The 13682-nt window shown below is 69.4% G+C and carries 9 protein-coding genes (1 of these 9 running past the window's edge); 3 read left to right on the top strand and 6 right to left on the bottom strand.

Annotated elements, in window-relative coordinates; translation table 11 throughout:
* A protein-coding gene (locus tag FrCorBMG51_RS22720) for a hypothetical protein (RefSeq protein ID WP_047225043.1) crosses the window boundary here: on the bottom strand, nucleotides 1-186 show its 5' portion. 111 nt of this gene lie to the left of the window's left edge; 186 of the gene's 297 nt are visible here — the first part of the coding sequence; its start codon is at nucleotides 184-186; its stop codon lies beyond the left edge, outside the window.
* 26 nt (nucleotides 187-212) lie between these two features.
* Nucleotides 213-1841 carry an ABC transporter substrate-binding protein gene (locus FrCorBMG51_RS22715; protein ID WP_162233279.1) on the bottom strand — a complete coding sequence of 543 codons (1629 nt, stop codon included), beginning with the start codon at nucleotides 1839-1841 and terminating at the stop codon, nucleotides 213-215.
* 445 nt (nucleotides 1842-2286) lie between these two features.
* Here FrCorBMG51_RS22715 and FrCorBMG51_RS22710 point away from each other — a divergent pair, with 445 nt between their 5' ends.
* On the top strand, nucleotides 2287-3336 hold the full coding sequence (locus FrCorBMG51_RS22710) for a CehA/McbA family metallohydrolase (RefSeq protein ID WP_235433832.1): 1050 nt from the start codon (nucleotides 2287-2289) through the stop codon (nucleotides 3334-3336).
* A 185-nt stretch (nucleotides 3337-3521) separates the two neighbouring features.
* Complete coding sequence (locus FrCorBMG51_RS22705; protein WP_047225052.1) at nucleotides 3522-4250, top strand: tyrosine-protein phosphatase; 729 nt, start codon at nucleotides 3522-3524, stop codon at nucleotides 4248-4250.
* Nucleotides 4251-4313: 63 nt separating this feature from the next.
* Here FrCorBMG51_RS22705 and FrCorBMG51_RS27570 read toward each other — a convergent pair whose 3' ends face one another.
* Nucleotides 4314-9938, bottom strand: coding sequence for a glycosyltransferase (locus FrCorBMG51_RS27570; protein ID WP_200902568.1), 5625 nt, complete (start codon nucleotides 9936-9938; stop codon nucleotides 4314-4316).
* 339 nt (nucleotides 9939-10277) lie between these two features.
* Between FrCorBMG51_RS27570 and FrCorBMG51_RS22690 the strand changes: the two genes are divergently transcribed.
* Nucleotides 10278-10781, top strand: coding sequence for a hypothetical protein (locus tag FrCorBMG51_RS22690; RefSeq protein WP_200902567.1), 504 nt, complete (start codon nucleotides 10278-10280; stop codon nucleotides 10779-10781).
* 109 nt (nucleotides 10782-10890) lie between these two features.
* Here FrCorBMG51_RS22690 and FrCorBMG51_RS22685 read toward each other — a convergent pair whose 3' ends face one another.
* The 3 genes from FrCorBMG51_RS22685 to FrCorBMG51_RS22675 all read right to left on the bottom strand — a co-directional run bounded on the left by FrCorBMG51_RS22685 (nucleotide 10891) and on the right by FrCorBMG51_RS22675 (nucleotide 13454).
* On the bottom strand, nucleotides 10891-11460 hold the full coding sequence (locus FrCorBMG51_RS22685; protein ID WP_200902566.1) for a hypothetical protein: 570 nt from the start codon (nucleotides 11458-11460) through the stop codon (nucleotides 10891-10893).
* Between the two features lie 186 nt (nucleotides 11461-11646).
* The gene (locus tag FrCorBMG51_RS22680; protein ID WP_047225041.1) at nucleotides 11647-12165 is read right to left on the bottom strand and encodes a DUF4913 domain-containing protein; all 519 of its coding nucleotides are present in this window, start codon (nucleotides 12163-12165) and stop codon (nucleotides 11647-11649) included.
* Nucleotides 12162-13454, bottom strand: coding sequence for a type IV secretory system conjugative DNA transfer family protein (locus FrCorBMG51_RS22675; protein ID WP_052914958.1), 1293 nt, complete (start codon nucleotides 13452-13454; stop codon nucleotides 12162-12164). The genes FrCorBMG51_RS22680 and FrCorBMG51_RS22675 overlap by 4 nt, the downstream gene beginning before the upstream one ends.
* Between the last annotated feature and the right edge of the window lie 228 nt (nucleotides 13455-13682).

The raw sequence follows: 13682 nt of genomic DNA, 5'->3' as shown, positions 1-13682 counted from the left end.
GGGCAGCGGCTGGTCCAGCCGCAGCTGGTGGCGCAGCGCGTCCACGGACGCCTGGCTCGCCTCCCGGCCGAGCACGGCCCGGGCGACGTCACCGGGGATCAGCTCGGTCGCGACGAACACCAGCAGGCTGACCGCCAGCAGCGTGACCGGGATCGTCAGCAGCCGTCTGACCAGGAAACGCGCCACACCCGATCAGGCCCTGATCACGGTCGTCAGGTCCAGGAACGCCGACGGGTGCGCCCGCAGTCCTTTGATCCGGTCGGTCCGGTAGGCGCGGACCGCACCGTTCCACACGCTGACGATGACCGGCACGTCCTCGTTGAGCGCCCGCGCGATGATTTCCGCCTTTTTCTTCCGTTCGGCCGGGTCGGTGGCCGCGTCGTAGGCGGTGGCCGCCGCGTCCACGACCGGGTTGGCGTATTTGGAGCCGTTCCACACCCCTGGCTCTTCACCATCGGGATGATGAACTGGCTCGCCGTGGGCCGGCCCGCCCAGTCGACCAGGTTCGCGGTCGTGAACAGCCACGGGGTGTCGGTGTTCTGGTCGCCCCCGTAGAACGCCCCGGAGGTCTGCTGGTCGAGGTCCACGGTGATTCCGACCTGCTTGAGCTGGTCCTGGATGACCAGCGCGTAGGACCTGTTCGGCGGGTCGAAGCTGAGAGTGAAACGCAGGTTGTCCACGCCCGCGGCGGCCAGCAGCGACCTGACCTTCGCCTCGTCCCTGGCACGCTGCTGGAGATCGGTCGGCGCGCTGGCGAACGATGGCGCGAAGAGATGGTCGTTGCCCAGGACACCGACCCCGTTGTGCACGCTGGTCAGCACACCCGGCCGGTCCAGGGCGTACGCGACCGCCTGGCGGACCTCCTTCCGCGTGAACGGCGGCCTGTCGACGCGCAGCGTGAACGCGGTCAGGCCGGTGCTGTTCACCTTGTCGACGGCGATGGAGCCGCCGCCCGCGACCGGGCCCACCAGGCCGGCGTCCGACAGGATCTGCCCGTCGACGGCGCCGCTCTGCAACGCGAGCAGATCGGCCTGCTCGTCCTTGTAGAAAGCCACCCGGACGCCGTCGAGATACGGCTTCCCGGAATCCCAGTACCTCGGGTTGCGGGTGAACGACGCGCCCGTGCCGCTGTCATAGGAGTTCAGCAGGAACGGGCCTGTGCCGATCGCCTTCTGGGCGAACGTGCCCACCTGGTAGTCCGGCTTCAGGATGAGCGCATTGTAGTTGCCGGCGGACACCAGGTAGGGAAACTCCGAGAACGGCCGCTCGAGGCGGAACACGACCGTGTCGGAGCCCGCCAGCGAGACACCGCCGGCCTTGAGCACCGTGTCGAACGCCGACAGCGCCGCGGACTTGTTCGCGGGATCGAGCAGACGGTCGAACGACGCCTTCACCGTGGCCGCGTCCAAAGGTGTGCCGTCGGAGAAGACGGCTCCCTGGCGGATGGTGAACGACCAGGTCCGGCCCGTCTCCGACGACGTCCACGCGGTCGCCAGCCGGGGCTGCAGCTGGAAGTCGGAGTCCAGCCAGATCAGGTAGCCGGCGACGAGCTGGACCAGGGCGATCGCGGTGCCGTCGTACATCGTCACCGGATCCAGCGCGGTCGGCGGCGGCGGAGCACTCAGGGTGACGGCGCCTCCCCGCTTCCCGCCCGCGGCCGAGGACGCCGAGGAGTCGGCGGCGTCCGCGTCACCCGTCGAACCGCCGCACGCCGCGAGGAGCGCGGCAAGCCCGCCGGCGCCGGTACCGGCCAGCAGGCCGCGTCGAGTCAGCAGCGCCCGCACCGGATGCTCGGCGGACGCGGCCGTCATCCCGGCTGTTCCGGTCGTCCGAATCGGCATGACCGTCTGAACCGGCGCTGTCGGCTGAATCGGCATTGTCCGGGTCGGCGATTTTCTCACGAGGGTCCTCCGCGGAAGGGTGAGTGAAGCGCGGCGGATCAGGACCTGTGCCACGAACCCCCGTGTCCGGCGGCGGCCCGCGTAAATGACCATGTGACTCGGGCACGGCGGGAGGCACATGGGAGACGGTGGAACGCGTGGTGCTTGCTGACGGTGAACCGCCGGGCCTGCGCAGACGGGGCCGTACAGGCGGCAGCCGATCAGCCGCGGTGACAGCGCCCGCAGGTCATCCGCATGAGGTCGATGTGTATCCGGGTGACCAGGAGAACTGTTCTCCATACACCATCAACGGCACCATGACCATCCCAACCAGTCAAGTGGGCAATACCTGTCAGCGACCCACCGACTTCGTGAACACGGAAAAAACGGATACGATCGAACGTGGATGCGGCAGGACCGTCCGGCGACGCCCCACCCCAAGCGGCAGACGGCCAGCCCGGACGGCCTGACGGCCGCCCGGGAGCGGGAAGCCTCGGCAACCGGCCGGCTGCCCGTAGTCCAGGGAGTACCCGTGATCGACCTGCCGTTCCACCGGCCCGGCCGCTTCTGGCGGGGCAACCTCCACACCCACTCCGACCGGTCCGACGGGGCACTGCCGCCGGCGGAGATCGGGCGCCGCTACCGGGAGGCCGGCTATGACTTCCTGGCCATCACCGATCACTTCCGGGCCAGGTACGGATTCCCGCTGACAGACACCCGGCCGTTGCGCGCCCCCGGATTCACCACGCTGTTGGGCGCGGAGCTGCATGCCCCGCGCACCGAGTTCTCCTCGGAGTGGCACATCGTCGCCGTAGGGCTGCCACTCGGCTTCCCGCCTCCCGAGCCCGGCGAGAGCGGACCGCACCTGGCCCGCCGGGCCCGGGCCGCGGGCGCGTTCATCGGCATGGCCCACCCCGCGGCTTCGCTGCTCACCCTCGCCGACGCCGAAAGCCTGGACGCAGCCCACGCGGTCGAGGTCCACAACGCGCTCTCGGCCCGCGAGGACCGGGGCGACAGCTGGCATCTGACCGACATCCTGCTCAACCGGGGGCACCGGCTCGGCGCCTACGCCGCCGACGACGCGCACTTCCAGCCCCAGGACCCGCCGGGCTGTGCGGCCTGGGTCCAGGTACGCGCCGACACCCTCACCCCGGAAGCGCTCCTCGCGGCCCTCAAGGCCGGCCACTACTACTCGAGCACCGGACCCGACCTACACGACATCCAGTTCCACGACGGCATGGTCACGGTGAGCTGCTCACCGGTGCGCAAAATACTGGTCACCGGAGGCGCTCCGGGCGCACAGGTGATCGAGGGAGAATCGCTGACGAAGGGCTCCCTGCCCGTCGCGATGTTCGAACAATGCGGATACTGCCGGGTCACCGTCGAGGACAGGACCGGAGGACGCGCCTGGAGCAACCCGATCCGCCTGGAACCGGGCGGGGTCAAACGGTCGTAGCGACGCCCCGCCAAGCGGCACGCGGCCAGCGTGGGCGGCCTGGCGGCCACCCGGGAGCGGGATGCCTCGGCGACGCCGGAAGACGGGGATCACCGACCTGGTCGAGGGTGCGGGAGGCAGGAAAGGAGGACGTGGGAGCTGGGAGAACAGCGGCGGTCAGTGCGGGTCGTCGTAAGGTGACCCATGTGAGGAGACATATTGCGTTTGAGCGTCTGCACAACTTCCGGGATCTGGGTGGCTACTGGGCCGCTGATGGCCGCACGGTGCGCTGGGGCCGGCTGTTTCGTTCCGACTCGCTGGGTAAGCTGCGGGGCCAGGACTGGGATCGCTTCCTCGCTCTAGATATCCGTACCGTAATCGACCTTCGGTATCCCTGGGAGATCAAACGCAGTGGACGCGTCCCGCACTATCAGGGGCTGTCCTACCACAACCTGAGTATCGAGCATCAGCCGTATAATCAGGCAGGCCTGGACTCGGACGTCGAGCCCGCCCGTTTCCTGGCCGACAGGTACACCGAAGTCGCCCACGACGGCGTCAAGGAGTTGCGGCGTGCATTGAATATCATTGCCGACAGCACCGCTCCGCTGGTCTTTCACTGCCACTCCGGCAAAGATCGCACCGGCCTGCTGGCCGTGCTGGTTCTTGCTCTGCTCGGGGTGCACGAGGACGACATCGTCGCCGATTTTACCTTGACCGATCTAGCCACCGAACGCCTGGTCGCTGAATGGAACGCTGATTACCCCGACCTGACTCTCAGGTGGCCCGCCTACGGCCGCGCCCCTGCTGAGATCATGCGGCTCTTCCTAGCCGACCTGATTACGCGGTACGGGTCGGTGTATGGCTATGCCGCTGAGCAACTCGGCGTTGACGACGGCCTGGTGACAGCACTTCGTAGACAGCTATTGCATCCCTGAATCTGTCCCGCGAACCCGCGACCTGTGGGGGAAACTGAATATCGCCGTCCGTTACAGCACGCCTTATCGTCCGCGGCTGGGATCGTTGCGCTGCATTTTGGAGGGAGGACGGGGCTGCGGGGAAGAATCTGAATCAGTACGGCTGGGGTTGTTCCGGAGACTGCGGGGAAAGGCAAGCGCAGTAATAGTTGCAGGAGCGGTCGGGGATGACGACTCAAGCGCGGCCCCTTGTGAATTGAGCGAGACGGCGATCTTGGATCTGGGGGTACGCCAGGCCATGGGGGTGTCGGGGCGGTGGATGATCCAGTCGGTGTCGCGGAAGTGGGAGGAGAGGGCGCGGCCGAGCAGGGACGCGTCGAATGGTCCGCTGGACTCGAAGACGCCCAGGGACAGCGGCCTGCCCAACTCCCCTTCCCACCTGTTTGCCCACTCGGCCAGCGCCGAAAAGGCGCCCATCACCGTCTGCTTGTCAAGGTATCCGTGGCCGCCCATGAAATCGCCCGGGTACCGGTCGGAGTGATGGGCCCTCCAGTGCGCACGGGCGGCCCGAACCACGGCGGTGCTGTTGATGTCGAGGTCGACGTCGCTGGGCACCGGTTCCAGGCCGAGGCGCCACATGGAGTCGTACGGGCGGCGCAGGGGACGGTCCTGGCTGTCGCCGAACCACTCCCGCAAGCGCCGCGTCGCCTCCGGGCTGCCGACCAGGTCCTCCTCGCGCGGCAGCGTCTTGTGGATTCCGGCGAAGAAGACGGCGCCGGTCCCCTTGAGGCGGATGTCGACCTGGGACGGTTCGATACCGTCGCGCCGCAGCGCCTCCAGAATCTCCGTACCGAACCGCTGGTAGAGCGCCGGGGTCATGCCCATGGGCGCCTCGCCAGTAAGCATCCACTTGACCTGGACCGGGTTGATGCCGAGGAAGTCCAGGTCGCGCTTGGTGATGGCGTAGCCGGAGTCGTCCCGCGGCCACCAGCTTGGGAACTCCTCCTCGCCGTCGAGGATCCGGATGATCCGGCTGTCGAGCGGGTCGGCGGGGTCGAGCGGGGTCGTGATCGTGAGGGGCCGCCATCGGTCGCCGGCTTCCTGGAGAACCGGCGTCGGCCTTTCTGCCGTGTCGTTCGCCGGGCTCTCCGGCGCCTCGCCGGCGTTCGCCAGTGTTGTCGCCGCATCGTCTGCCAGGGTTTCCGCGGCGTCGTCCAGGACGGGGACGCCGATGGTGACGTTGCTCGCCGCGGTCTGCTCCGCGGCAGCCGCCGGGGCCTTGCCGGTGAAGACGCCATCCAGCGTGACTAGGCGGTCGCCCGGCAGCGTGACCAACTCCTTCTGCGCGAAGAAGCCGATGCCGGTTGTGGGGATGGACAGGATGTCCCGCGCGGGCTTGCGGTCGGCCAGGATCACGGCGCGGCCGCCGCGTTTCTCCAGCCAATCGGCGACGATCTGGCGGTCCGCCGCCCAGCTTGCCAGCGGCCGGTGGCGCGCTTCGAAAGTGTCGCCGACGTTCAGGCCGGCCCACTCTGGCTGTACCGATCCCTCTTGCCAGGTCAGTGCCCGATAGGCGATCACTTCGGTGATGCCGCGGCTGGCGAGGACCTCCTGGGTCAGCTCGTACTGGGTACGCAGGAAATCCCGCAGTGCGTTACGATTGTAAGCGAGTTCCCGGCTTACAGCGTCGCGCACCTTCGGGTTTGTCTGCCACTCCAGCACCCTGGTGAGGCCGAACTCCTCCTTGGCGGCCTCCTGCAGCGCCAGCACGCGCACGTTGTTGTTGGAGCCGTACGACCAGGCCCCCATCACCTCGCTGACCGCGATCCAGCGGACCAGGGTTTCGGCGCGCGGGTCGTCCATGCGCACCACCTTGTTCGGGCGGTGTCGGGGGTTGGCCAGGTCGAGTTCGTCGACGCGGAGGACGTCGGCCCCGATCGAGGGGTACTGCTCGTGGTGCGGCACGAGGACGTAGCGGCCGTCGCCCAGGCGGTGCCCCATGTTGGTGCCGACGACCAGGCCGAACGCCGCGAGGACGAGCTCGGGCGTCGAAGACCGCATCCGCGCGGCGATGGCCTGGATGGCGATGGTCTTGGCCTGGCTAGTGTCGGTGATACGACCGTCGTCGGTCAGCAGCGCCTCGCCGATTCGCTGATGGTCGATCCGCTCCTGCGAGCCCGGCGGCGGGGGCAGAGGGTAGCGCGGCTCGGGCGTCGACTCGGGCAGCGTGACGTGGTCACCAGGCGGTCTGGGCAGCAGCGGATCGGTTCCGGTCGCGTGCTCCGCGACCTGGCCGAACCGCTCCATAACCACGTCGTGCAGGTCAGGCCGACCGAGCTGCTCGAAGAGGGGGCGCAGGCTGTCGAGCTGCCGCCGCATGATCGCGATGTCGCCCGGGGGGATCGGGTTGTCCACCCAGGAGAACACGTGCGGCTCGATCTGCCGGTAAAAGGTGCGGACGAACGGGTTCGCGGCGTCCGGGAGGGGACCATGCGACGCGGCGCTGTCGCCGATCGCGATCAGGCTCTGCCATGCCCCGAGGACGAGCTGGTCGACAGTGACGCTGTGGGTGGCGGTCAGCGCATAGTGCAGGCCGAGGAACACGCCGTCGCGGGTCGCGGCCACCCCCCGGTCCGCCAGTTCGGTCAGGTTCTGATAGCGAGCGAAGGTCGGCTCACCAGGCATGTGGTCGGTGTAGACCTCGCGGAGCCCCACCGGGTGCGACAGCGGGACGCGGGCGCCCACCGCCCGGCCGACGTACGCGTCGAGCACCTTGACCCTTGCGTCCTCGGTCCGTGCGTACTTCTCATAGACGGCCCGGGTGCCGTCGTCGAACGTGACCAGCTCCCTGTTCGCGATGCCATCACCATGGCCGAGCGTCCCCCTGGCGACCACGCGCGCGCCGGTGACCGGGTGCGCGGGCAGCGGGAGCGCGCTGGTGGGGGGCGTGGCGGCGGTGGTGGACGGCTCGCCGTTCAGCACGGCGTCGAGTTCAGCCTGGACGCTCGGCCAGTTCGTGGCGAAGCCGGGGTGAAGGTTCATGTTCTGGACCTCGGAGAGCGGGACCCAGGCCAGCGCCACGGACTCACCCTCGACCGGCCGGACCGGCACCCGCCGGTCGACCGAGACGATCACGGTGTCGTACGACCAGCCGCCGTGGTCGTCCCGGATGACCCGCTCGACGCGGACGTGGGCGGGATCGAGGTCGCTCTCTTCGGCGGTCTCGCGGATGGCGGCTTCCGCCGCGGACTCGTGGCTGTCGCGCGCGCCTCCGAGCAGCGCCCAGGTTCCCCCCTGGTCGGTGTCCGCTCCCCGATAATGCATGAGCACGTCCACCTGGCCGTCCGCGGCGCGGTATATGGGCAGCAGCCCGGCGGCGCCGAACCGGCCCCAGTGCGCGTGGCCCTGGGCGCAGTTCACCCAGCCGTCCCCCGCCATCGCGGGCAGCGCGGGCGCCTGGGGGCGCGGCGCGCTGCGATCCGGCATCGCCTGGATCGCGGCGGCCAGGGATTCGGCCGCGCCCACCCACGTCGTGTTGGCCTCGTGCAGGAGCCGTTGCAGGGTGAGCGCGTTCTCCCGCGCCGTGGGAATGTCGAGCAGGATCTCCCGCAGCTTGTCGGTCCAGCGCGGAACGTCCACCTGGTCCTCGAAGCCCTGCTCGACCAGGCTGAGCCGGGTGATCTCGGGCGGGAAGCAGCCCGGGTCGCCGAAGAAGGCCCCAACGCCGCTCGTAGTGGGCAGGAGGACGGGCAACCCCGCGCCCGCGGCCTCCAGTCCGACCAGCCCAAAGCCCTCCGCCTGCGAGGGCATGACCATCACGTCGGCCTGCCGCATGTCGGCCAGGATCTCGTTCCGATCGATCGAGAACGGCTTGACCACAACCTCCCGGCCGGCGATGTTGGACAGCCGTTCCTTCACTTCCTCCACGGTCTCCTGAGCGGCGCCGCGCACGGTGAGCTGGACGTCAATACCCTCCTCCAGCAGTCGGCGGACCATGAGCGCGGCGTGGTGGGCCCCCTTCTGCGGGGCGTCGGCGCGGCCGACGAGCAGCACGTGGCGCGTCCGCTCCCCGTCCCAGGGCAGTAGCTGCTGCTCCTTGAAGGGCACTCCAGGGATGATCTGGTGGACGGCAGGGACGTGATCGCCCGGGTTGGTGGCGGCGAGCCGCTGGGCCTCGTTCTCCAGCACCGGGCCAACCGCCGCGACCATGTCGGCGGCGGCGACCATGCGGCGTTCGATGCCCTCGAACTCCACCTCCAGGTCCGGCCGGTTCGCCACCCGGGCGAGCGCGCCGGTCACCATGTGGATCACCTGGACGAACGGCGTGTCCGGGTACAGCTCGTTGCGCACCTGCAGCACCTCGGGGCCGGAGTAGCGGCTGTGTCCGATAATGGCGTCCACGTCGGACGGCAGGTCCTCGCCGTCGTACACAAGCTGTTCCTGCTCGCCGCGGTTGGGGTCATACCGCCGGGGCCCGATGAGGTGGATGCGGTCGCCGGAGGCGTCCGGCGGCACCTCGTGCCCGACGCGGACGAAGAGCTCGTGGCCGGCGGCCGCGAGCCCTTCGACGAGCTTCTGGTTGACGGCCACGATGCCGCCCCTGTGGGGGTCCCATTCGGTGCAGTAGGCGAGGATGCGCAGGCTGAACCGGCCGGCGTCGTGCCGCCGGGCCAGCTGCGCCCACTCCTCGACGAACTCCTGCCAGACCGCCTCACGGTCGGCGGGGTGCGCCTCGGCCAGGCGTCGCTGGTAGTCGTGGAGCAGCTGCTCGCGCTCCTGGACGTAGGCGGCCCGCAGCTCCTCGTCCGCGGCATCGACGTACCGCGCGCGCAGCGCCTCGCTACTCGTGGGGCCAGGCTGCGTGGCGGCGCCAGGTTGCGTGGCAGCGCCCGCCCAGGGCGGCGAGGGCGGGGTGTGTCCCCGGGGCTCGATGTCCCTGGCGGTGCCCGCGAGCTCGACCTTCCAGCGGGACCGCTCCTCGTCGGAACGGGCCGCCTCCCACTTGCGCGACAGCCACGCGTACTCGCGCATGCGGGCAAGCACGCACTGGTCGCTCCTCGGGGCCTCCTCCGGGACCAGGTGCTCGGGCACGACGCCCTGCTCCGAGCCCTCCTGGACGGTGGCGAGCTCCTGCATCATGTCCGTGATCTCGTGGAGCCAGGTGCGCGCAAGCATGTCCGTCCGTGCCAGCCGTACCAGGTGCGGGTCCTCGGCGGTGCCGGAGCGCACCTCCGTCTCCCCCATGTAGCCGGGTGCGGGGGTCTCCTCCACGGGACGGAAGTGCTGCGGCCCGAACGCCCGCGTCTCCACCCGCAGCACCGTGCCGTCCGCTACCCACTCAAGGGCGGTTACGTCTTGGTCGAAATCCGACAGGCGCAGATCTTCCTCAGCGCCGGCCCGGGCGATCTCCAGCGACACTGGCCGAGGATCAGTGACGACGTATGCAGTGCCGGCGATCTCGGGAGAGGTGACGGTCGTCCCTGGCCAGATGGAGAACCGGCGGCCAGGTCGGGTGTCGCGTCCACTTGCGGGGCCGGTGTCACGGCCGCCGTCGGCATGGGACCGCTGCAGAACGTCCAGTGCAACGCCGCAGCTCCCGCAGTGCGGGATAACCGTCCGCACGGGCAGGCCGAACAGGAACTCCCCCATGGCGCCGCAGCCAACGCAGCGGCCGGTATAGCGGTTGATCAGCTCGCCGTCCACGGTCACCAGACCGTTGTGCCAGGTCGTGTCGATGGAGTTCTGCTCGTGGCAGGGGTACAGATCGAGGTAGGGGTGGGTCTCGTCTCTGATGTGCGCGACCGCGAAGACACGAGTGCCCTCCTTGCTGGCTGCGGGCAGTGAAGCCGGTGACCTCGACCAGGGGGAGACTCGAGGATATCACTAAAAATTCAGCTATCATGATATTTAGAGAGAAAAATTATCTAATGGCGTACATACGACAATCTATGCCTTTGTTGTTTTTGCGTTGTTGAAGGGAGCGGAGAGCGGCACGGGCGTCGGGGCCGCGGATGGGCATCCATGACAGGCTGGGGAAGATGAGGAGCGATGTTGCAGGATGACGTGATCCGGGCCGAGTACACGCGGCTAAGGAACGCCGCGATCGGGGTGCTCGACGCGATGTCGGACGCGGAGAACCCATCGGCGCGAGTCGATGTCGCACTCCGGAATTTGCGTGCTGTGTTGAGCGGCGACACGCCGCGGCAGTCCGATACGGAGCGCGGAGCGCTTGATCCGTTCGAGCATTCGCTCGCGGCGAGGCTGTATGTGGGCCGGCAGGCGGAACCGATTCCTCTTCCGCAACGGGCGGCGGACCTGCGGCGGCGACTCGCCGGAGACCGGGGCCTGGATGAGCGGCTACCCGGCGAACTGTCCCGTAACGTGGTCATCACGGAGCTACGCGCGATGATCGTCGCCAGCCTGTTGAAGGAGCTGGCCGCCCGGCTTTCCCCGGGGGCCGCGTTCGGTCCCGGCCAGAGTGGCGATGAGCTGGCGCGCCTCGCCACGGACCTGGCCAAGGAGTTGCTGGACCAGACGTTTGTCGGTGAGTAGCGGTGAGTTCTCGGTCTTCTCGATTCTTCGCTGCTCTATGCCCCGCCTCATCTCCACGCCAGTCCGGTCCAGGCGGGGCGTCGCTAGGCCGGTCCCGCTCAGGCGGGGGTCAGATGTCGCGGAGGAAGGCCTCGGCTTGGCGGCGGAGGATCGGGGGGGCGGCGGACCAGACCGGGGTGCGCATCACCTCGCGTAGCTTGACCTCCTTCACTTCCCGGGGGGCGTCCTTGCGCAGGCCAACGTGTGGCCACATCTGGTCCAGGTTGTCGTACGGGAGATCCCAGGAGACACCGATGGTGGACTCGGGGATGCCGGGCGGCGGTGGAGGCACGACGAGGACCTCGTCGGCGGTGGTAGCGGGGGTGATCTCGATGAGCGTGAGGCCGAGCCGTTCGACGGCGTCGCGGAGCAGCACCCGGTGACCTTCGATGGTGTCGGTAGAAGGTGGTTCACCATCGAAGAAGAGGGCGAGCGCCCAGCCGGACTCGCTGGTGCGGGCGAGCTCCAAGACGAGGCGGGTGCCCGTGTCGTCGGTGAAGGAGCGGTGCGCGATGCTCCCCGCCGTCCCGGGGCCTTCGGTGCGGGGGGCTTCTTCGAGCCGGAGCGTGTCGAGCAGCCGCCGTAGCTGGTCGGCTGTCAGCTCTCCGTGGGAGAGCACCTGGAGGGCGGGCCAGAGCATGACGAAGATCCCTTCTTCAGCTTTCTTCAGACTGGGGCATCCGGGCCAGGAACGTCCCGACGATCTATTCATCTCTCGGAAATCCCGAAGTCTGGGCCGTTGGCATACAGATGATAGAGATGAGGATCAGTCTCAGCGGAGCCAGGTGGACGGCCGGTAGCCCGGAGGGCGGTGCCGTATGGCATGTCAGCTGTCCTCGCCGCTCGCCGCAGGGTTGAAGTGGCCGGGTGGGGTGGGGGTGACGGGTAGGGGGCGGTCGGGTTCGTGGCGGTCGGGGCGGCAGGCGCGGAACGGTCCGGAGGGTCCGCACAGGACTGCCAGTTGGGGGTCGAGCAGGGTGGTGTGCCAGGTGGCGATGCCGGTGTTGGGATCGGTGCGGGCGTGTTCCCAGGCCCGCCAGAGCGCTTCGAGGCGGATGACGGCTTCGAGGTGGTCCCACCATTGGGCGCACCAGCGGAACTCCCCGCCGGTTGAGCGGGGGTAGGCCACCCGGAAGTACTGCTCGACCCAGTCGGTGACGCCGGCGAACGCCGGTTCCAGGGGCTCCTCCTGGTCCTGGCTGCTGTCGCTGACCGCCGGGAGAGCAGTAACAGGGTCTGTGGCGGTAGTGCGGGCGTCGAGGTCGGCCAGCAGGGTTTCCAGGGAGCTGAGCCGGGCGGCCAGGTCCGCCAATGCGCCAGTCAGCCCGGTGGTGGGGTTGGTCATGGCGTCGTCTCCATTCCCATCTCGCTGACGGGGCCGGGTGCGGTGGGGGTGGCGTGGGCGGTGAGGGTGGCCATGGCCTGCGCGGATGTGGTGGTGATCGCGGTGGCGTGTGGGCCGGTGTACCAGGGGCGTAGGCGGACCGCGGCCGCGCGGATGCCGGTGGCGAGTAGTAGGGCAGTGCCCTTGGGCATGGCGCGGATGTCGGCGGCGTCGAGGATCCGCTGGCGGCGCAGCGAAACCTGGGTGGACGGGCCGCCGCGGCTGTGTGACACCGAGGAGATTTCGATGTCGTGTTCGCCGACGAGCCGGGAGAGGTCTTCGGCGTGTTTGGGGTCGTCGATGCCGGCGCCGACGAGTTTGATGGTGGCGGCGGACCACAGGGCGTCCATGCCCTGTTCTCCCCATACTCCGACGCCTTGCCGGTAGGACTGCAGGATCGTGATGGTGACCAGGCCGCGGGAGCCCAGGTGGGAGTACAGCCGGGGCAGGTCGGCGATTTTGCAGATGTTCGCGGCCTCGTCGAGCATGATCCGCATGGGGGGATCGAGGCGGCCGCCGGCGGCTTCGGCGCGGCGGACCGCGGCGCGCATGACCTGGTCGGTGAACGCCGCGACCAGCGGTGATGCCGCGCCTTCGTCGTCCTTGGACAGCAGGTACAACGTGTCGCTGCTGGCGGCGAAACGGTCGACGTCGAACAGCGCCCTTTTTCTGCCTTTTGTGTGGCGGTCGGCGGGTGGGGTGACCCAAGTGAGGATCTGGTCGTTGCGCAGGCAACGGGCGGCGGCCCGAGCGGTTTCGTAGACGCCTTCGCGGGTTTCCGGGGCGCCGGCCTGGCGTCCGCGCAGGCCGGCGGCCACTGCCCGGTAGCCGTGGTCGTCGAGGAGGTCGGCGGGCCGGGGGCTGGCGGAGTCGTTGAGCCATTCGTAGACGTCGATCAGGCTGCGGCCGCTGGTGGCGGCGGCCAGCAGCAGGCTGGCGAGCAGGTCTCCGGCGGCCGCGGCCCAGAAGTCCCGGGATGCCTGCCCGCCGCGGATCTCCTGGAGGAAGTGGGAGGCGAGCCGGTCTGCGTCCTCGACCCCGCGCACGGCGGTCAGGGGGTTCCACCACCAGGTGGGTGGGGTGTAGGCGATCTGCTGGGGATCGAACACCCACACCGTGCCCCGTTGGGCGCGCAGGGCGGCGGTGGTGGCCCACAGGTCGGCCTTGTTCGCGGTGGCGACGACCGCGCCGGGGGCGTCGAGGATGACCGGGACGGCCAGCGCGGTGGTCTTGCCGGCGCGGGGGGCCATGACCGCGACCGCGACGTCCTCGTCCGAGCCGTACAGCGGGGTGCCGCCAGGGGTCAGGTCCCCGATCGGCCAGCCCCGGTCCGTTTCGGACAGCCGGGGCAGCGGGGCCAGGGAGGGGCGCAGCGCGCGGGCCCGGGCGGCCGCGCCGGCGGGGGTGAGGGTCGCCAGGTCGCGGGTGGTGGCCAGTGACGGTCCGGCCAGCGCCCAGCCGCCGGGCTGCCGGCGGGG

Source organism: Protofrankia coriariae (assembly GCF_001017755.1).
GTDB lineage: Bacteria > Actinomycetota > Actinomycetes > Frankiales > Frankiaceae > Protofrankia > Protofrankia coriariae.
This window is presented reverse-complemented; position numbering and strand designations above follow the sequence as displayed.

Coding starts and splice junctions, on each gene's coding strand:
- FrCorBMG51_RS22715 (WP_162233279.1), bottom strand. CDS start 1,841: ATGCCGATTCGGACGACCGGAACAGCCGGGATGACGGCCGCGTCCGCC.
- FrCorBMG51_RS22710 (WP_235433832.1), top strand. CDS start 2,287: ATGCGGCAGGACCGTCCGGCGACGCCCCACCCCAAGCGGCAGACGGCC.
- FrCorBMG51_RS22690 (WP_200902567.1), top strand. CDS start 10,278: ATGTTGCAGGATGACGTGATCCGGGCCGAGTACACGCGGCTAAGGAAC.
- FrCorBMG51_RS22685 (WP_200902566.1), bottom strand. CDS start 11,460: ATGCTCTGGCCCGCCCTCCAGGTGCTCTCCCACGGAGAGCTGACAGCC.
- FrCorBMG51_RS22680 (WP_047225041.1), bottom strand. CDS start 12,165: ATGACCAACCCCACCACCGGGCTGACTGGCGCATTGGCGGACCTGGCC.
- FrCorBMG51_RS22675 (WP_052914958.1), bottom strand. CDS start 13,454: ATGGCCCCCCGCGCCGGCAAGACCACCGCGCTGGCCGTCCCGGTCATC.